Source organism: Pleomorphochaeta caudata (assembly GCF_055395745.1).
The window spans coordinates 817717-835763 of the sequence record NZ_AP042458.1 but is presented as its reverse complement, the minus strand read 5'-3'; the positions used below and the strand labels follow the sequence as shown (position 1 = coordinate 835763).

18 protein-coding genes are annotated in these 18047 nt (G+C 29.3%); 7 read left to right on the top strand and 11 right to left on the bottom strand.

Features of this window, described 5'->3' with window-relative positions:
• Positions 1–2: 2 nt before the first annotated feature.
• Genes fabF through ACZ5RS_RS03870 form a run of 4 tightly spaced genes read right to left on the bottom strand, consistent with a single transcriptional unit; the run spans position 3 to position 3801 of the window.
• A complete protein-coding gene (fabF, locus tag ACZ5RS_RS03885) occupies positions 3–1238 on the bottom strand; it encodes a beta-ketoacyl-ACP synthase II (RefSeq protein ID WP_464637648.1) in 1236 nt (411 codons plus the stop codon).
• A 9-nt stretch (positions 1239–1247) separates the two neighbouring features.
• A complete protein-coding gene (gene fabG, locus ACZ5RS_RS03880) occupies positions 1248–1958 on the bottom strand; it encodes a 3-oxoacyl-[acyl-carrier-protein] reductase (RefSeq protein ID WP_464637646.1) in 711 nt (236 codons plus the stop codon).
• A gap of 2 nt (positions 1959–1960) precedes the next feature.
• Complete coding sequence (locus tag ACZ5RS_RS03875) at positions 1961–2878, bottom strand: ACP S-malonyltransferase (protein ID WP_464637644.1); 918 nt, start codon at positions 2876–2878, stop codon at positions 1961–1963.
• Positions 2866–3801, bottom strand: coding sequence for a beta-ketoacyl-ACP synthase III (locus tag ACZ5RS_RS03870; RefSeq protein ID WP_464637642.1), 936 nt, complete (start codon positions 3799–3801; stop codon positions 2866–2868). Before ACZ5RS_RS03870 ends, ACZ5RS_RS03875 begins: the two co-directional genes overlap by 13 nt.
• Before the next feature lie 121 nt (positions 3802–3922).
• Between ACZ5RS_RS03870 and accB the strand changes: the two genes are divergently transcribed.
• The 5 genes from accB (at position 3923) to ACZ5RS_RS03845 (ending at position 8252) form a co-directional block, all read left to right on the top strand.
• Positions 3923–4366 carry an acetyl-CoA carboxylase biotin carboxyl carrier protein gene (accB, locus tag ACZ5RS_RS03865; RefSeq protein WP_464637640.1) on the top strand — a complete coding sequence of 148 codons (444 nt, stop codon included), beginning with the start codon at positions 3923–3925 and terminating at the stop codon, positions 4364–4366.
• Positions 4363–5679, top strand: coding sequence for an acetyl-CoA carboxylase biotin carboxylase subunit (locus ACZ5RS_RS03860; protein WP_464637638.1), 1317 nt, complete (start codon positions 4363–4365; stop codon positions 5677–5679). Before accB ends, ACZ5RS_RS03860 begins: the two co-directional genes overlap by 4 nt.
• Positions 5680–5690: 11 nt before the next feature.
• Positions 5691–6452 (top strand): acetyl-CoA carboxylase, carboxyltransferase subunit beta, encoded by a 762-nt coding sequence (accD, locus tag ACZ5RS_RS03855; RefSeq protein WP_464638935.1) that lies wholly within the window; start codon positions 5691–5693, stop codon positions 6450–6452.
• A gap of 1 nt (position 6453) precedes the next feature.
• The gene (locus ACZ5RS_RS03850) at positions 6454–7365 is read left to right on the top strand and encodes an acetyl-CoA carboxylase carboxyltransferase subunit alpha (protein WP_464637636.1); all 912 of its coding nucleotides are present in this window, start codon (positions 6454–6456) and stop codon (positions 7363–7365) included.
• A gap of 119 nt (positions 7366–7484) precedes the next feature.
• The gene (locus ACZ5RS_RS03845) at positions 7485–8252 is read left to right on the top strand and encodes an NYN domain-containing protein (RefSeq protein WP_464637635.1); all 768 of its coding nucleotides are present in this window, start codon (positions 7485–7487) and stop codon (positions 8250–8252) included.
• 72 nt (positions 8253–8324) lie between these two features.
• Here ACZ5RS_RS03845 and ACZ5RS_RS03840 read toward each other — a convergent pair whose 3' ends face one another.
• Positions 8325–10487, bottom strand: coding sequence for a DUF4954 family protein (locus ACZ5RS_RS03840; protein ID WP_464637633.1), 2163 nt, complete (start codon positions 10485–10487; stop codon positions 8325–8327).
• Between the two features lie 158 nt (positions 10488–10645).
• Here ACZ5RS_RS03840 and ACZ5RS_RS03835 point away from each other — a divergent pair, with 158 nt between their 5' ends.
• Entirely contained in the window at positions 10646–11716 is a 1071-nt protein-coding gene (locus tag ACZ5RS_RS03835; RefSeq protein WP_464637631.1) for an alpha/beta hydrolase, read from the top strand.
• Here the strand turns inward: ACZ5RS_RS03835 and ACZ5RS_RS03830 are convergent.
• Genes ACZ5RS_RS03830 through ACZ5RS_RS03815 form a run of 4 tightly spaced genes read right to left on the bottom strand, consistent with a single transcriptional unit; the run spans position 11713 to position 14353 of the window.
• Positions 11713–12741, bottom strand: a complete 1029-nt coding sequence (locus ACZ5RS_RS03830) for a hypothetical protein (protein WP_464637629.1) — start codon at positions 12739–12741, stop codon at positions 11713–11715. The two genes, ACZ5RS_RS03835 and ACZ5RS_RS03830, sit on opposite strands and share 4 nt — an antisense overlap.
• Complete coding sequence (locus tag ACZ5RS_RS03825) at positions 12741–13019, bottom strand: leader peptide processing enzyme (protein ID WP_464637627.1); 279 nt, start codon at positions 13017–13019, stop codon at positions 12741–12743. The genes ACZ5RS_RS03830 and ACZ5RS_RS03825 overlap by 1 nt, the downstream gene beginning before the upstream one ends.
• Before the next feature lie 35 nt (positions 13020–13054).
• Entirely contained in the window at positions 13055–13591 is a 537-nt protein-coding gene (gene lspA / locus ACZ5RS_RS03820) for a signal peptidase II (protein WP_464637626.1), read from the bottom strand.
• Positions 13592–13600: 9 nt separating this feature from the next.
• Entirely contained in the window at positions 13601–14353 is a 753-nt protein-coding gene (locus ACZ5RS_RS03815; RefSeq protein ID WP_464637624.1) for a Nif3-like dinuclear metal center hexameric protein, read from the bottom strand.
• Positions 14354–14407: 54 nt separating this feature from the next.
• Here ACZ5RS_RS03815 and ACZ5RS_RS03810 point away from each other — a divergent pair, with 54 nt between their 5' ends.
• Entirely contained in the window at positions 14408–16420 is a 2013-nt protein-coding gene (locus ACZ5RS_RS03810) for an AAA family ATPase (protein WP_464637623.1), read from the top strand.
• Here the strand turns inward: ACZ5RS_RS03810 and ACZ5RS_RS03805 are convergent.
• Together ACZ5RS_RS03805 and rsmI are read right to left on the bottom strand one after the other, a co-directional pair.
• Positions 16388–17194 carry a TrmH family RNA methyltransferase gene (locus ACZ5RS_RS03805; RefSeq protein ID WP_464637621.1) on the bottom strand — a complete coding sequence of 269 codons (807 nt, stop codon included), beginning with the start codon at positions 17192–17194 and terminating at the stop codon, positions 16388–16390. The genes ACZ5RS_RS03810 and ACZ5RS_RS03805 overlap by 33 nt on opposite strands.
• Positions 17194–17895 (bottom strand): 16S rRNA (cytidine(1402)-2'-O)-methyltransferase, encoded by a 702-nt coding sequence (gene rsmI, locus ACZ5RS_RS03800; RefSeq protein ID WP_464637620.1) that lies wholly within the window; start codon positions 17893–17895, stop codon positions 17194–17196. Before rsmI ends, ACZ5RS_RS03805 begins: the two co-directional genes overlap by 1 nt.
• Positions 17896–18047: the final 152 nt, after the last annotated feature.

Sequence of the window (18047 nt, the reverse complement as noted above, 5' to 3'; positions counted from 1 at the left end):
ATTTACCCCTTATACTTTCCGAAGATTAATACGCCATTATGACCACCAAAGCCTAAGGATTCACTTAATGCATAATCCATATTAGCAGAAAAACCTTCATTTGGAATATAATCTAAATCACATTCTTCATCTTTTGTATTATAATTAATAGTTGGAGGATAAAAACCTTCCATAATTGATTTTACACAAACTATTGCTTCTACAGCACCAGCAGCACCTACTAAATGGCTAGTCATAGATTTAGTTGATGAAATTTTAACTTCCTTAGCATAATCTTTAAATACTAACTTAATTGCATTTGTTTCCATAACATCATTTGCTACAGTACTAGTTCCATGTGCATTAATATAATCAATATCTTCAGCTTTTAAGCCACTCATTTTTAGTGCTCTATTCATAGCTAATGCTGCCCCTTCGCCTGTTGGATTTGGAGCTGTAATATGGAAAGCATCACATGAAGCACCATAACCTACAATTTCACCATAAATTTTTGCATTTCTTTTCTTTGCACTTTCTTCACTTTCTAAAACTAGAATTCCTGCGCCTTCACCAATTGTAAAGCCATCTCTATTTTTATCAAAAGGACAACTAGCGGTTTTAGGATCATCATTGTGAGATGCACTTAATGCATGTAATCTTGCGAATCCTGCAACAGATAATTGGGTTATTGCTGCTTCACATCCACCTGCTAATGCAGTGTCAATTTGCCCGCTTCTAATAGCTAAGAAAGCAGAACCAATTGCATCAGTCCCTGAAGCACAAGCAGTTTGTATTGTAAAACAAGGTCCCTTTAGGTTATGAATTAATGCAATATTACCTGCTGCTTCATTACCAATTAATAAAGGAATTGTTAAAGGAGAAATTCCTCTTGGCCCCTTATTAAATAGTTTCTCTAAATTAGTTTCAGCAATTTCAAAACCACCAATACCATTACCAATATAAACACCAATATTATTATCTTCTTCTGGTTTTAAATTAGCCATATCAACAGCTTCTTGTGCTGCATATGTTGCAAATTGAGTAAATCTAGCCATAGATCTAGCTTTTTTCTTTTCTACTCTTTTTGTTACATCAAAATCTTTTACTTCACCAGCAATCTTTACTGGATATTCGCTAGCATCAAAAAGTGTAATTTTATCAATACCACATTTACCAGCTTTAATAGCTTCATAAAAATCATTTACATTATCAGCTAAAGGAGAAATACTCCCCATACCTGTAATTACTACTTTGTTCATATTTTTCTCCTAAATTACCATTCCACCATCAACACAAATTACTTGACCAGTTATATAACTTGCATTAGATGAAGCTAAAAATGATACAACATTTGCAATATCATCTACATTTCCCATTCTACTTAAAGGAATATTTTCAACAATCTTTGCTTTTTGATCATCAGTTAATTTATCACTCATACTTGTTTCAATGAAACCTGGAGCAACACAGTTTACTCTAACACCTCTAGAAGCAAATTCCTTTGCTAAGGTTTTTGTTAAACCAATTAAACCTGCTTTTGATGCACTATAATTAGCTTGTCCTGCATTACCAACCACACCAACTACTGAAGAAATATTTACAATTGAACCTTTTCTTTGTTTTAAGAAAACTCTTGATAATACTTTTGAAGTAATAAAAGCAGAAGTTAAATTAACATTGATTACATCATTCCATGCATCATTTTGCATTCTCATAATCAAGTTATCTTTTGTAATTCCTGCATTATTAATTAGTAAATCAATAGTCTTTGCTTCATTAATTATTTGTTTTAAACAATCTTCTAAAAGTTGATGATTTGAAATATCACAAGAACAATGATGAACTTTATCACCCAAATCTTCTTCTATTTCACTTCTACTTATATACCAAACTTCATAATTTTCACTTAATAATTTTTTAATTATAGCTAAGCCAATTCCTCTCGAACCGCCTGTAATTATTGCTTTTTTTTCTTCCATTTTTATATTCCTTCTATTTGTTCTACTGTGCCACAAGGATTACAAACCATATCTTCAGATTTAAAGAAATTTGTTAAAGTATTAGAAACTCCAACTTCTAAAATTCCTTGATTTGGGAATCTTTCTTTCATATCTTTCATGATTTCAATCCATTGAACTTTATTTGTTATTTGTTTTGGAATAAAAGGCTTCATATCCTTTTCAATTTTTCCAGTCACATTACTATAAACATCTACTTTTGGAGAATTTAAAACTACTTTATTTAAATATTTATCAAATTCAATTTCAGCTGATTTTAATAAAGGAGTATGGAAAGGGCCTGATACTTTTAACATAATAATACGTCTAGCACCTTTTTCTTTTAAGAGAGGAGCAATTGAATCAATTTCTTCTTTAACTCCAGAAATTACAACTTGGCTTTCTGTGTTATTATTAGCTACAAATACATTCTTATAATTTGTATTATTAATTACTTCTTCAATACCAGCTTTGTTTAAGTTAAGAACTGCAGCCATACCCATTTCGCCATATTGCTTTGTAGCTTCAGCACTTGCTTGAGCCATTAATAAACTTCTCTTTTGAACAAGATTAAACAATTTCTCATTATCTATAATTTCACTAGCTCTTAAGGCCATTAGCTCCCCTAATGAAAAACCAGCACAAGCTAAAGGTTCAATTCCTTTTTCAAGCAGAAGAGAATATGCAGATAAGCTAGCTAAAATAATTGCATTTTGTGCAATTTCTGTTTGCTTTAATTCTTCAGCATCACCTTCAGCTAAAATTTTATACAAATTAAGATGTGAAATATCACTAGCTTCTTCAAAAAGTTTTTTAACTGTTGAACTATAATTATATAAATCAATTGCCATCTTTGGCTTTTGAGACCCTTGTCCGGGGAAACACATAATTACTTTTTCCATTTAAAAAAGGTTCCTCCATAAGTTAATCCAGCTCCAAATCCTACTAAAATAATATTTGCATCATCCTTAATTTCTTCTTTCTTATTTAAAAAATCTAAAGCTATTGGGATTGATGCAGCACTAGTATTTGCAACCTTATCTACAATTGAAAAGAAAATATCATCATTTATTTTTAATCTTTTTGCTGCTGCTTGTAATATTCTTATGTTTGCTTGATGTGCCACGATATAATCAATTTCATCTAAACTAATATTATTTTCTTCAACTAAATTCTTAATAGTTTCTACAATTCTTTTTACTGCAAAGTTATAAACAGCACGACCATTCATTCGTATATGAGCTTTTTCATCTATATAAAGATCAGTAGCTCCTGCTTTTTCAACTCCGATAATTGAATTAAATACACCATTACCTTCTTCAACTAAAGCACAACCTGCACCATCAGCAAAGAGAACACATGTATTTCTATCAGTAAAATCAACTATTTTTGATAGGATTTCAGATCCTATTACTAAAACTTTTTTTGCACTTTTGGAACAAATTAATGCTTTAGCATTTTCTAAAGCATATATAAAACCAGTACATCCTGCAGTAATATCAAAAGCCATTTTCACATTTTGTAACTGCATTTTTTCACTAATAATACAAGCTGTTGACGGGAACCCATAATAATCAGGGGTCGCTGTTGCAACAATAATTGCATCAACATCATCTACATTAACATTCATATTTTTAATAGCCCTAATGGCTAAATCACTTGCTTTGTCATTATCACTTGCATATCTTCTTTCTTTAATACCAGTATGTGAATATATCCATTCATCACTTGTATCAACGATTTTTGATAAATCTGTATTAGTTACTACTTTTTCTGGTAAATATGATCCTAAAGCACTTATTTTTATGCTTTTTCCTATTTCCATAAAGCCTCCAAACAATTTATTATCTATTATTACATTATTTTAAAAAATGTCAATATTGACACTATAAAAATAAAATGTAAATATTAAGTTATTAAAAAAAATTAGAACAATGAGGAATAATATGGATAATTTAGAATATGAAAAAATAATTGAATGCTTTGAAAAGAGTTCTTTGGATGTACTAGAGATTACTTATAAAGACTTTAAAATAAAATGTAAGAAGAATATTGCAAAGGTTTATAACAGTGCTCCACAACCTGTGGAGAAACAAGTAATACAAGAGAGTGAAATTAAAAAAGTGCCTCCTGTAAAAGAAGATGAAAACTTTAAAATAATTAAATCGCCTATTGTTGGAACTTTCTATAGAGCTCCATCTCCAGATGCTAAACCCTTTGTAGAAGAAGGTGAAACTATAGAGAAAGGACAAACAGTTTGTATCATTGAAGCTATGAAAATGATGAATGAGCTAGAAGCTGATTGTAATTGTAAAATTGTTGAAATTTTAGCTAATACTGGAGATCTTGTAGAATTTGATCAACCCCTTTTCAAAGTTGAGGTATTATGATTAAAAAAGTTTTAATTGCAAATAGAGGTGAAATAGCAGTTAGAATTATTAGAGCATTAAGAGCAATGTCTATAAAAAGTGTTAGTGTATATTCTACTGCTGATAAAGACGGCTTGTGGACAAAACTAGCTGATGAAAAAATTTGTATTGGTGGTCCTAATACTAATGAAAGTTATTTAAATGTAAATAACTTAATTAGTGCAGCTCTATATACACATTGTGATGCTATCCACCCAGGTGTTGGATTCTTAAGCGAAAGTGCATCTTTTGCTGAAGAAGTAGAAAAAAGTGGCTTAATTTTTATTGGTCCTGATAAAAATACAATTAACTTATTAGGAAATAAAGTAGAAGCAAGAATTCTTGCAAGAAAAGCAGGCCTTGAAGTCACTCCTGGTAGTTTTAAAGAAATAGAAAGTGTAGAAGAGTTAAAAGAAATAGCTAATAAGATTGGTTACCCAATAATACTTAAAGCTTCCCTTGGAGGAGGTGGTAAAGGTATGAGAGTAATAAACAATGATAGTGAACTTGAAAAAAACTTTACTATTGCAAAAGAAGAAGCTAATAAATTCTTTGCTAATCCAGCAATTCATGTTGAAAAATTTTTAACTAAACCTAGACACATTGAAATTCAACTACTTTCTAATGGTAAAGATGTTATATTTTTGGGAGAAAGAGACTGTTCTGTTCAAAAAAATCATCAGAAATTAATTGAAGAAAGTCCTTCCAATGTAGTAAATGAAAAATTAAGAAATCAACTAAAAAAAGCTTCAATAAAGCTTTTTAAAATGATTAATTACAAAGGTGCAGGAACTATAGAATTTCTATTAGAAGATGAAAAATGTTACTTTATGGAAGTTAATGCAAGAGTTCAAGTTGAACACCCTGTAAGTGAATTTGTTTCTTCAATTGATATTATTAAAGAAATGATTTTAATAAGTGATGATAATTCATCTCAAATAATGAAATCATCACCAGTTTTAAGAAATCATTCTATGGAAGTTAGAATAAACGCATTATCTTGTGGAAAAATTACAAAATTTGTTCCACCACTAGGGCCAAGTGTTAGAGTAGATACTCATATCTATACAGATTTTTATGTATCTCCTTACTATGATTCATTGCTAGCAAAGATAATTGTTTATACAAAAGATCGTCAAGAAAGTATCAAAACAATGCTCTCTGTATTACAAGAATTAGAAATAGAAGGAATCCAAACAAATAAAGAAACCATTATTAAAATTTTAAACAACAAAAAATTTGTTAGTGGTAAATTCGATACTTCTTTATATAAAGAAATTGAAAAGGAATTATAATGGAAAATTTAATACAATGTCCAAATTGTCACCAAGAAATTGACAAACAAATTTTAAAAGAAAACTTAGAAGTTTGTCCAAATTGTAATTATCACTACAGACTAAAATGTGATGAAAGAATTGAATTAATTTGTGACAAAGATAGTTTTATCGAAATTGATGGTGAATTAACTTCATCAAACCCATTAAAATTAAAAGATTATGAAGCAAAACTACAACAACATAAAGATAAATCAAATTTAAATGATGCAGTAACAACTGGTAAAGCAAAACTAAATAATGAGGATATATATTTATGTATTATGTCGTTTGATTTCATGGGCGGATCAATGGGCGCAATTGTAGGAGAAAAAATCACAAAAATTATGATTGAAGGAGCCCTAAATAATACTCCTGTAGTAATTTTTAGTGCTAGTGGAGGAGCTAGGATGCAAGAAGGTATTTTTTCTTTAATGCAAATGGCAAAAACTAGTGCTGCAGTAGCTCTTATGAATAAATGTAGAGTCCCTTTATTTATCGTTTTAACCCACCCTACAACTGGAGGTGTTACAGCTTCTTTTGCAATGTTAGGTGATGTAATTTTAAGTGAACCTGGTGCATTAATTGGTTTTGCAGGACCTAGAGTTATTCAAGGAACAATTGGGACAAAACTCCCTGATGGCTTCCAAACTTCAGAGTTCCAAAAAGATCATGGATTTGTTGATGCAATAGTTGATAGAAAAGATTTGAAGCAAACCCTATCTTTTCTTATGAAAACACATAAGGTGAATTAATATGAGCAATATCGAATTAAATGAAATGAAACAAAGACTCTCTAGAGTCGATAAATACGCTACACCTAAAAGAACAGCTTGGGAATGTGTAAAATTATCAAGAAACATTAACCGTCCTGGTGTTGAAGATTATATTAAATTAATTTTTGATGAATTTATGCCATTAGCAGGAGACAGACTTTACGGTGATGATAAAGCAATGTTAGGTGGAATTGGTATAATAAATGGACAAGCTGTTACAATAATTGGAAATAGAAAAGGTTCAAACCTTAAAGAAAACATTGATGTTAATTATGGTATGAGTCATCCAGAAGGTTATAGAAAAGCTTTACGTCTAGCAAAGCAAGCAGAAAGATTTAATAGACCAATTATTAGTTTTATTGATACTCCTGGTGCTTATCCTGGTCTTGGTTCTGAAGAAAGAGGTATTGGTGAAGCAATTGCAACAAACTTAAAAGAATTTGCAACTTTAAGCGTTCCAATTATAAGCTTTATAATTGGTGAAGGTGGTAGTGGTGGTGCCTTAGGAATTGGCGTTAGTGATAAATTATATTTATTAGAAAATGCTGTTTATTCAGTAATAACACCAGAAGGCTTTGCTTCCATTTTAATGCATGATCCTTCAAAAGCTGAAGAAGCTGCTAATATAATGAAAATGACAGCCCATGATCTTTTAGATTTGGGAATCATTCACGGTATTATAGGTGAAGATAGTGAAGGAGCTCATAAGAATCCTTCATTGAGTGCTGAAGAGATTAAAAAAACTATAATTAAAGATCTTAATTCTTTAACAACAAAAAATCCTGAAAGTCTTGTTAGATACAGATTGAAAAAAATCAGAAGTATCAGAGCAAGTAAAGAACAACACTCTTGGTCAGAACCTTTGTTGAAAGTGCTCCAAAAAATTAATTAATATAAACTCTATTCCTTTGGTTTGGTTTTCTAATAGAAACCAAACCTTTTTTTTAAATAGATAATTTCTTAATTATAGGTTATTATTATAAGCAAACAAACAACAAGAAGGAACACGGTATGGAAATTGAAAAACGGTTTGCTGTTTTAATTGATTCTGAAAACATTAGTTCAAAATATATTAATATTATATTTGACGAAATATCAAAAGAAGGAACAACAACTTACAAAAGGATTTATGGAGATTTATCAAAAGGTGATACTCGGTGGAAAAAAGTTCTATTAGAATATGCTATTATTCCCATTCATCAATACAGTTATACAAAAGGAAAAAATTCAACTGATAGTGCAATGATTATTGATGCAATGGATATTTTATATACCTCAAATGTTGATGGTTTTTGTTTAGTTTCTTCAGACAGTGATTTCACTAGATTAGCATCAAGGTTAAGAGAAGCTGGAAAAATCGTAATTGGTATGGGAGAGAGTAAAACCCCTCAAGCTTTTATTTCAGCCTGTGATAAATTTAAATTCTTAGATAGATTAAAATGTGCTGCTGAAAATGAAGAAAATTGTCCTGAAAACAATGGAGAAAGTATCCCTATTCCACAATTAGAACAAGCTCCTGAATTACAAAAAATTAAAAAAGCAATTAACACAATTGTTAATGAAGCCTCAGATGAAAGCGGTTGGCTTAATGTTGGAACTCTTGGCTCAATATTATTAAATAGATTTCCAGAATTTGACGTTAGAAATTATGGCTTTTCAAAAATGACATCTCTATTGGATTCAATAAAAACTGTTGAAACAAGAAGAGAAGATTTAGGAAATAAAAATGGCGCTCAAATTGTTTATGTAAAAAATAAGAAAAGAAAACAATATAATTAAAGTAAATTAATATAAAAGAAAATACCTCTATTGTAGAAAACTACTTAGAGGTGTTTGTATATATAAATCAAATTATATTTTTACAAAATCTAATTTCTTAAATAAATCTTGTGTAATCTTTTTACTTTCATTAATAAATGAATTTTCTTCAACAGCACCTAAAACAATATCTCTTTCTTCATTATTTCTAAATGTAATTGATCTAAATTTATTATTATAATCCTTATTTCTTGTTTCATAGACCTGTTGCTCGATATATTTTCTCGTATTAACAACTTTATTCTTTATATATAACCAAGACTTTTCATCAAGATAATCAATCTTCAAACAATGCTTTAAAACCCCTAAAGCATTTGAAACTTTATCATCTTCATATGTTTCATACCATTGTTTATATCTTTCGTGGATTTCTTCCCAACTATTAATTTTGCCTATTCTTACATCGTTTCTTAATTGATCAACTTTATCTTCATAGACTATTTGCCCACCAATATTTACCCAAGGATTTAAATTTCCTGATGTAATATTTTGTAAATCAGTTAAACTTTTCTTATTTTCAAAACACCAATTTGCAATCTCTTTTGCACCATAATAATATAGCATCTCTTTATATGCATGATAGGCTTCATAAGATTTTAAAATCTTTACAGGAGTATTAGAATTTTCACTTTCAAGACTTACTACATCTAATTTATCTATTACATTTTTATCAGAATTTAATAAATCATAACCTAGAGCTAATAATTTTGATTCATCTTTTTCTTCTTTATCATAAGCTTTTGCTACTAATATTTTTAAAATTTGTGCTGAAGAAATTATTGAAAGAACCGTATCTGGGGCTAAATAGTTACTCTCAACAATCTGTTTGATTTTTTTTCTTTTATCTCTAGCTTTGACTTTGAAACTATTTCTCTCTAACGCATATAAATTATATAGCCACCAATAAGCTGGCATTATTTGTCTTGAATCCTTATCGCTACTTAATAGAGAAAAAGGGAAAATAATATTTAATTCACTAGGATAATTTCCTTTTGCAATTAGAGTATATGCTGCAAATTTACAATTATGTTTTAAGGTACTTGATAAAGCTGGCCAAAACCCTCTTTCTGCAAATATTTCTCCATCAGCCCCTCTACTATTATGATTTGATCCAATAGTAGCCCCTGCAGCCATATTAGAGAGACCTTGTATAGTAGAAGCTATTAAAAAAGAATTATTATGATGCTGCTCATGAGCTGGAAAAACTAAATTATTTAAAACTTCGCAACAGCTTATTGTTGAATTCTCTCCCAAAATTGAATTAATTAATCGAGCTCCATATTTCAAGAAAGAATTATCCATCATAATAAATCTTACAGCTTTACAACCATAGAAAATATGACAACCTTCACCAACAATACCATTAACTAATTCAACGCCTTCACCTATTTGTGTTGGCATAACTTCACTAGATTGAATGGTTAAATTCTTAAGTTTATTTACACCTTTTATATAACAACAAGGACCAAAGTTTACATCCTTAATAATTCTAGAGCTTTTTATAACAGAGTTTGATTCAATTACTCCATACCAGCCTCTTTTATCACTAATAGTATCCTTAGTAAATTGGTCGAATTTCTTCATTAGTTCAGGATCAGCTCTATAGCTTCCCCATAAATAAGCATCAGCACATCTCATAGAAACAAAAGGATAAACTTTTCTCCCTCCAGCTTCATTCATAATATCTATAGAAACTCTAACATCTTCATCTTCCCCTTCTTTTATAATACCAACACCAAATTTTGCATGATTAGTAGTTTGAAGTTCATCTATTTGATGAAGAATTACTCGATCCTTAATAATATAATGACTTAAATAATGGCATTTATTAATCGCACAATTATCTCCAATATCACTAGAGATAATAACACTATCACAAATCCCTTGATTTAATACAAAATCATGATATTTTAGTAAACCCTTTTCGATACTTCCAATTCTAACAAATCCATGAAAGCTCGATCTAATTATTAATGAGGGGTCAAAGGGATCACTTACAAAAACTTTTTCCCAAGCAGAGGAAGTGTTTCCATTTTTTATTAAAATCTCTAATTCTGCTGGGGTTAATTTTCTCCAATTTTTTTTCTGGACTTGTTGATTTCTAAAATAAAATTCATCCTTATCTTTTAAAATAAATTGGGATTCTATAAAATTATCACCAAGTTGATTATTGTCAATTAATATTACTTTACTCATAAGAAATAGTATAATTGTTTTTTTAACAATTGCAATATCTGCTTAAAAATTTGTACAAAATGCCAGGATTTAAGAAAAAAAGATATTTTTTGCATAACGAATACATATTTATTCATCAATACTTGCCTTACTATAATTGTTGAAGTAATATACACATTATGAGTGATAGAAATAATAGACAGTTTTTAAAACTAATTAATATAATAAAAAATCAAAAAGAGATACCTGATTTTAATGAATTAACTCAACAAAAGATTGATGAATTAAATGATGATAGTTTACCAAACTCTTTTTGGGTAAAAAAAGCTTTGAAGAAACATACTAAAAATGTTTCACAAAAAACCTTCATCATTCCTGTTGAAGGAGGAGCTATTACAGGCTACTTATTTGAAAAAGAAAATAATGCAGATCATGGAGGCTTAACCCCTCTAATAATATTCTTCCACGGTGGAGGCTGGGTTTGGGGCAATATGGAATTATATTCCTATTATTGTTCAAGAATTACAGAAGTCACAAAGGTTAGAGTATTATCAGTTGATTACAGACTTGCTCCAAGATTTAAATTCCCAACAGCTCTTGAAGATTGCTATAGCACTCTTAAGTGGGCATATAATGGAGCAAGATATTGGAGAGTTGATCCTGATAGAATCTTTTTAATGGGGGATTCAGCAGGAGGAAACCTTTGTGCAGGAGTCTCAAGATTAGCTAGAGATAGAAAAGGGCCAAAAATTGCTGGACAAATTTTATTATACCCATTAACTGATGCAAGGATGAGAACAAATAGCTATGAAAAATATTCTACTACTCCAACTATGAGTAAAGCAGAAATAAGTTTTTTCATTAAACAATATCAATCAGAACCAAAAGATTTGTTAAATCCAAATTTCTCACCCTTATTAGCAAAAGATCATTCTAGATTACCTCAAACATTAATTATTAGTGCAGAAATAGATCCATTAAGAGATGACGCTATGCTTTATGCTGATGCTTTAGCTTCAGCGGATACCCCAGTTAAATATTTAGAAATTGAGGGGGCATACCATAGTTTTATTAACTATCCAATGGCTAGAGGTAATGAGGAAGCTGAATGTGCTGTATTACAATTTGTTTCAGGGAAAAATTTATCTAAGATTAAATTAATTACTGCAAAAAAAATGCAACAAGAAATTAAAAAAGAAAGAAAAGAAGCAGCAAAAAAGAAAAAATCAAAATATACAATAATAAATTAAACAAAAACCTTTCTTGGATTTGGATCTTTTCCTAAAAGCAAGCCTAAAGACTCTTTTACATAACTAAAAGGTCCAATCTTAGTCTTTTCATTTGCTGAAAAATAACAATAAAAACAATAATCATCATCCATATATCTTACATCACAACTAGTAATATATCTTGAAGCCCATCCTTTTTGAGGTAAAGTCAAAACAGGGGTTCTCTCAGATTTTCTCCAAGAGATACCATCATTACTCTTTAATTGAATTAAAGAACTAACACTTTTATTATTTACTTTATCCCAACCAAAGGCACATTCTAATGCTATATAGCCACCACCTTTGACAGGCAAAATTCTTATACTTCCTGTTGCCAAACTCCTATGCTCATCATCTGCATTAGGAGAAATCAAAGGCTGATTATTATTCATGACTTCATAAGGTCCTAATAAAGATTTTGAACTTGCCATAGCAAAATATAACGTAGCTTTTTGTTTTGTATCTTTCATTAAAATATGTGAAGCCCCAAAGAATAATCTATAACCTAATTTTTCATCATAAAATAATTGAGGTCTAGATAATCTAGGTCTTTGCAATTTATCCTTAGCAAAAGAAACATTAATACTATCAAATAAAATTTGAGATTTACTAAAATTCACCATATCTTCTGTATGACAAATTTCTATTCTACTTCGTGAAATTCTATCATTTGATTTTAATTCTTGCCAATTTAATGTATCTGGTGATGAATCATGTTTTTCATAAATTAAATACCACAAGCCTTTATTAAAAAAGATAAAAGGAGAATGCCCTCTTAATTCAATCATTTTCTTAGCTTGCCAATCTAGTCCATTATTGCTTACAAAATGTTGAATACCAATCCAATTGTGTGCAAAAAGATGCCACCTATTATCAGGTGAATCTTTTGGCAAAATAAAAGTTGGATCACATAATCTTGGAGTATAAATTGTTGCTTCAAGAATAGGATCTTCTGTAAAAGGATACCAACTTAAATTATCAAAGGTATTCATAGTTTGTAGCGTCATTATTTTTTAGGGCCTCTTCTTCTATTAAATAAAGGAACAAGTTTATCCTCTAAATTAAATTTTGCTACAGCCCAATTTACTAATTTGGAATAAATAAAAATACTTCCACCTATTGCAGCAACAAATGAAACGCCTAAAACAACAACACCAAGATTTCCATCTAGGTTAAAAATTAGTCCTGCTAAAACAAAAACTAAAATAAAAATTACAAACATTAATAATACATTCACTATTGTTGCAATTATCATAAAAATAACTGTATTTGATTGTTTACTCATTTTTCCCTCTATTCTTAATCTATCATATCTACTTATTATTTTTCAATTATATTATCTTCTAATACTTTTTTTCTATTAAAATGTCCTACTATAAGACTTATTAACATGAGAGAAACACATATTACAATACTTGCATCTGCAAAATTCCAGGTAGGCCATCTTTCAAAACCTAAAAAACCATAAACTCTATTACTCATAAAATCTACTACTTGAAAGTTTTTAAAAATTCTATCAATTAAATTACCAATCCCACCACCAATAAAACCAGCAAAAAGCCAGCGTTGAAAATTTGTTAATTTAAAGTCTTTCTCAAAATACATTAAATAAAAAATATATATTAAAACAATAATTGGAATAATTATAAATAAAACAATTCTAATTGGTAAATCTAAAGAATGTCCTAAACTGAAAGCTACCGCATTATTTCTTACATGAACAATCCATAAGAAGTCATTAAAAAAGGAATAACCAATAGTATTCTCTGCAATATTTGCGACTATAAAAAACTTTGAAATTTGATCAATTAAAATAATAAATAAGGATAAAAATAAATGCCTATATTTTTTAATCATTAAGTACTCCTACAATCCAGTTGGGACATCTATAAATTTTATTAATAACTTATGTTTTTTGCTAAGTTCAACAGCTAAAGATTTAACACCAAAAGTTTCACTTTGATAATGGCCTCCACACAACATAGAAATATTCTCTTCTTTGCAATAATGATATTCACTATGTCTTGCCTCTCCTGTTATCAATAATTGGCAACCTAAAGCTTTTGCTTCATGCACATCATGAGCACCTTCTCCACTTACAATTGCAATCTTTTTTATCGGCTCATTAGAAAAATCTAATTTAATTGGATTTGTAAAATTTAAAATATTAGCAATTTCATCTATATCTAAAGCCTCGTTTAGTAAACCTACAACACCAATATCAAGTCCTTTATAATTAAAAGCAGACTCAACATCAGTTAAATTTAATGCAGTTGCCATAGCTTTATTATTTCCAACTTCCATATGAGCATCTAAGGGCAAATGAGCCGCATACAAATCAATATTATTATTAATCAACAATTCTATTTTTTTGTAAAAATTACCTGTTATTGCAATTGGGGAACCCCAATAGAGTCCATGATGAACAATAAGTACATCAATTTTATCTTCAATTGCTTTTTCAATTGTCTCTAAACAAGCATCCACTGCAAACCCAATAATTTTAATATCTCTGTTTGGACCACCTACTTGTAGACCATTTAGAGAAATATCAATACCATTAAAAGAACTAATATCTAAATATTTATCAATTTTCTTAATTAAATCATCTCGTTTCATAAAAAACATTATAATAGAGTTGACAGGGTTTTACCACCATTTTATATTTTTCTCATGGCAGAACACAAAATAAACATAAAAGAATTATCTTATGAAGAGGCAAGTTTTAAAATTCTTGACCTTCCAAAAGAAAAAGTAACATTAAAAGAAGATGAAATTATTGGTCAACCTAGGGCTATTAAAGCTTTAGAGATGGGACTTAATGTTGATAGATGGGGATATAATATTTTTATTTCTGGAGATAGTGGGACAGGAAGATTATCCGCAGTACAAGCTGTTGCTTCTTCTCTAGCAAAAGATATATCAAACTTGAAAGATATAGCATATATCCATAACTTTGTTAATAATGATAATCCAAAAGCGCTTATCCTTGAAAGAGGCCTTGGTAAGCAATATAAAAACACATTGGATCAATTCTCAAATAAATTAAAGGATAACTTAAACAACAATAGAGATAAAGCAATCCAAATTGCTATTGAAGATATTAAGAACATCAAAGAACAATATAAGGATAGTGGAATACAAGAACATCTATCTTTAATAGAAAAAGATTTAACCTCTATTTCGCTTTCAACAGATAAAGATATTACAAAGAGATATAATATTAACCTTGTAATTGATAACCAATTTAAAAAAACTAGACCATTAGTAATTGAAAACCATCCATCATTTACTACTCTTTTTGGAGCAATTGATGATAGTAAAGAAGATTTACTTCCATATCAAAGAATAAAAGCAGGTTCAATTCTAGAATCTTGTGGTGGTTTACTAGTGCTATATGCAAAAGAATTATTACAAGTTGATGGACTATGGGATGCTCTAAAAAAATATTTAGACTCTAATAAACTAAGGTTAAAACATAGATATTACTCACAAAAGGGAATTCTAAAAAATAAAAATATTAGAGCTGAAGTACCCAACGTACCATTAAAAGTTGTTTTAATTGGAAATGAGGATTTATATAATAAACTAAGCGAAGTTGATGAACAATTTTTAAAACATTTCAAGATTTCAGCACAATTCGACTATTCTATGGAATTAAATGATTTAAACAGCGCTCTTACATTAACCTACTTAGATAGGTTTATTAAAACAAATAATATATTAAATTTAGACGACTCTGGTAAAAAAGCAATTTTAAGATATAGTGCTTGGTTTTGTGAACACAGAAATGAACTTACCACCCAATTTTCACAATTAACAGATTTATTAGTTGAAGCAAATTGGTGGGCAACAAAACAAAATCAAACCATTATAAATAAAGATGCTATAAAAAATGCTCTTCAAGAAAGAGACTATACTGTTTCATTGATTGAGAGCAAAATTAACCAAGAAATTGAACGAGGAGAGATGATAATTTCTCTTACTGGATCAAAAGTTGGGATTGTTAATGGCTTAGCCGTAATTGATAGAGGGGCTGCATCATTTGGACTCCCTACAGTAATTACAGCAACTGTTGCTCCTGGAAGTGAAGGTATTGTAAATATTGAACATGAAGCAGGGCTATCTGGAGAAATCCACGATAAAGGATTATTAATTCTTGAAGGTTATTTAAGAAAAAACTATGCAAGGACTTTCCCCCTTTCTATATATGCTGGTATTTGTTTTGAACAATCCTATGCAGAAATTGATGGAGATAGTGCTTCTTCTTCTGAATTATATGCACTGCTCTCTGCAATAGCAGAGATTCCAATTAGACAAGATATTGCAGTTACAGGAAGTGTAAATCAAATGGGAGTAATACAACCAGTTGGTGGAATTAATGAGAAAATTGAAGGATTCTATAATGCTTGTAAGCGTCTGGGTTTAAGTGGACGACAAGGAGTAATTATACCAATTCAAAATGTCAAAAATTTAATTCTTTCTTATGAAGTTGAAGATGCTATAAAAAATAAACAATTCCATATATATCCTGTCAAAAATATTGATGAAGGGATGCAAATTTTAACAAATAGAGCTATTGGCGAAAGAAATAAGAAAGGCCAATTCCCAATGAGCACATTAAATAGAGAAATTGATGATTCATTAAAAGAACTATTTAAAATGGTTAGTGCTACTAGAAGCTGACATCCAATGGTGTAACATTATTCCTGTTGCAACACTTACATTTATCGAGCCCTTAGTACCAACTAAGGGTATTGATACTCTTTTTAAAGAAGAATCACATAATTCTAATAATTTTGGACTTACTCCAAATTCTTCACTACCAACAATTGCATAACCATTTTCAGGAAATTCAAAATTATTAATATCAGTTCCACCTAACTCTAAAGCAAAAACATTAGCTTTTTCTTCTTTGAGTTTTTTAATTAAAGTCTCTTCATCTAAAATATGGTTTTCTACAGTTTCAATAGTACCTCTTGCACTTCTTAAACATCTTGGGTGAGTAATATCTGCACTACCTTCAACTAAAGTAATACTTTTTACACCAAAAGAATCTGCACTTCTAAAAATAGAGCCAATATTAAAAGGTGCTCTTACCCTATCTATAATCAAATTATGATTATAAATAATTCTTTTACTTTGGTCTAAAGAACCATTATCATTATAAAAATCCCAATCGGAAGGTTCACTTCCCAATGCTTTTAATAATAATTGTGAAATATCTTCAAACAATATATAATCATAATTTTTTGAAAATAGTTTTTCACCTAATTTATCAAGCTGTTTATAATGTTCATTTGATAATACTTTTTTACTTTTATCACTATATAATACTTTATAAACTTCAATTAAATATTCATACTCAAATATATCACCTGTTGCTTGATGAAAAATTGCTGCACATTTTCTAACTTGAGTTCTCTCTTTTAATGTATATAACTTTTTTACAGTGATCATTACTTATTTTCCTCAAATTCTTCATTAGCTTTTTTTGGGCAAATACAAATTGCAAATTCACCTTTTATTGCTTGCCTATTTTCAAAATCATTAATCACATTTTCTAAAGTATCTCTAATAATCTCTTCATGAGCTTTTGTTAATTCTCTTGCAACAACAACAACCCTTTGTTTATCTAAATCATAAAGTTCTTTTAAAGTTTTAAGAACTCTAAATGGAGATTCATAAATTACAAAAGCTTCATCTCTTTCTAATAATTGAGATAATCGTGTTGTCCTTTTACCTTTTTTAATTGGTAAAAAGCCTTCAAAAGTAAAGGTTTTACCAACATAGCCAGAAACACTAATTAAGGTAATAATTGCACTAGCACCTGGAATTGCAACAATATCAAAACCTGCATTTCTTACACTTGTTACTAAACGTGCTCCGGGATCACTAATTGCAGGAGTACCGGCATCACTTACAAAAGCAATATTATTACCTTGTTCTAATAAACTAATAATACCTTGTGCAGAAGCTTTCTCATTATATGAGTGAGTAGCTATCAATCTTTTATGTATTTCATATTTGTTTAATAAAATTTGAGTATGCCTAGTATCTTCACAAGCAATAACATCAACGCTTTTTAAGATATTTAAAGCTCTTAAAGTTATATCCTCTAAATTTCCAATTGGTGTTGCTACTATATATAATTTTGCCATAAAAACTCCTATTTATATTACTTTATTAATGTACAATAGTTAAAAAAAGAAAACAACAAACAAAATATAATTATATAAATTTTAAAATTTGTTTTTTTCCTATTTTTAAATTACTTATGGTAAAAATAACCAAAATTTTAAAAAATTTGAGT

What these genes read in the sequence shown, in the direction of transcription:
- ACZ5RS_RS03860 (WP_464637638.1), top strand. Translation starts at nt 4,363, where the DNA reads ATGATTAAAAAAGTTTTAATTGCAAATAGAGGTGAAATAGCAGTTAGA.
- ACZ5RS_RS03840 (WP_464637633.1), bottom strand. Translation starts at nt 10,487, where the DNA reads ATGAGTAAAGTAATATTAATTGACAATAATCAACTTGGTGATAATTTT.
- accB (WP_464637640.1), top strand. Translation starts at nt 3,923, where the DNA reads ATGGATAATTTAGAATATGAAAAAATAATTGAATGCTTTGAAAAGAGT.
- ACZ5RS_RS03835 (WP_464637631.1), top strand. Translation starts at nt 10,646, where the DNA reads ATGAGTGATAGAAATAATAGACAGTTTTTAAAACTAATTAATATAATA.
- ACZ5RS_RS03845 (WP_464637635.1), top strand. Translation starts at nt 7,485, where the DNA reads ATGGAAATTGAAAAACGGTTTGCTGTTTTAATTGATTCTGAAAACATT.
- ACZ5RS_RS03850 (WP_464637636.1), top strand. Translation starts at nt 6,454, where the DNA reads ATGAGCAATATCGAATTAAATGAAATGAAACAAAGACTCTCTAGAGTC.
- ACZ5RS_RS03815 (WP_464637624.1), bottom strand. Translation starts at nt 14,353, where the DNA reads ATGAAACGAGATGATTTAATTAAGAAAATTGATAAATATTTAGATATT.
- ACZ5RS_RS03825 (WP_464637627.1), bottom strand. Translation starts at nt 13,019, where the DNA reads ATGAGTAAACAATCAAATACAGTTATTTTTATGATAATTGCAACAATA.
- ACZ5RS_RS03830 (WP_464637629.1), bottom strand. Translation starts at nt 12,741, where the DNA reads ATGACGCTACAAACTATGAATACCTTTGATAATTTAAGTTGGTATCCT.
- lspA (WP_464637626.1), bottom strand. Translation starts at nt 13,591, where the DNA reads ATGATTAAAAAATATAGGCATTTATTTTTATCCTTATTTATTATTTTA.
- ACZ5RS_RS03870 (WP_464637642.1), bottom strand. Translation starts at nt 3,801, where the DNA reads ATGGAAATAGGAAAAAGCATAAAAATAAGTGCTTTAGGATCATATTTA.
- fabG (WP_464637646.1), bottom strand. Translation starts at nt 1,958, where the DNA reads ATGGAAGAAAAAAAAGCAATAATTACAGGCGGTTCGAGAGGAATTGGC.
- ACZ5RS_RS03805 (WP_464637621.1), bottom strand. Translation starts at nt 17,194, where the DNA reads ATGATCACTGTAAAAAAGTTATATACATTAAAAGAGAGAACTCAAGTT.
- rsmI (WP_464637620.1), bottom strand. Translation starts at nt 17,895, where the DNA reads ATGGCAAAATTATATATAGTAGCAACACCAATTGGAAATTTAGAGGAT.
- ACZ5RS_RS03810 (WP_464637623.1), top strand. Translation starts at nt 14,408, where the DNA reads ATGGCAGAACACAAAATAAACATAAAAGAATTATCTTATGAAGAGGCA.
- fabF (WP_464637648.1), bottom strand. Translation starts at nt 1,238, where the DNA reads ATGAACAAAGTAGTAATTACAGGTATGGGGAGTATTTCTCCTTTAGCT.
- ACZ5RS_RS03875 (WP_464637644.1), bottom strand. Translation starts at nt 2,878, where the DNA reads ATGGAAAAAGTAATTATGTGTTTCCCCGGACAAGGGTCTCAAAAGCCA.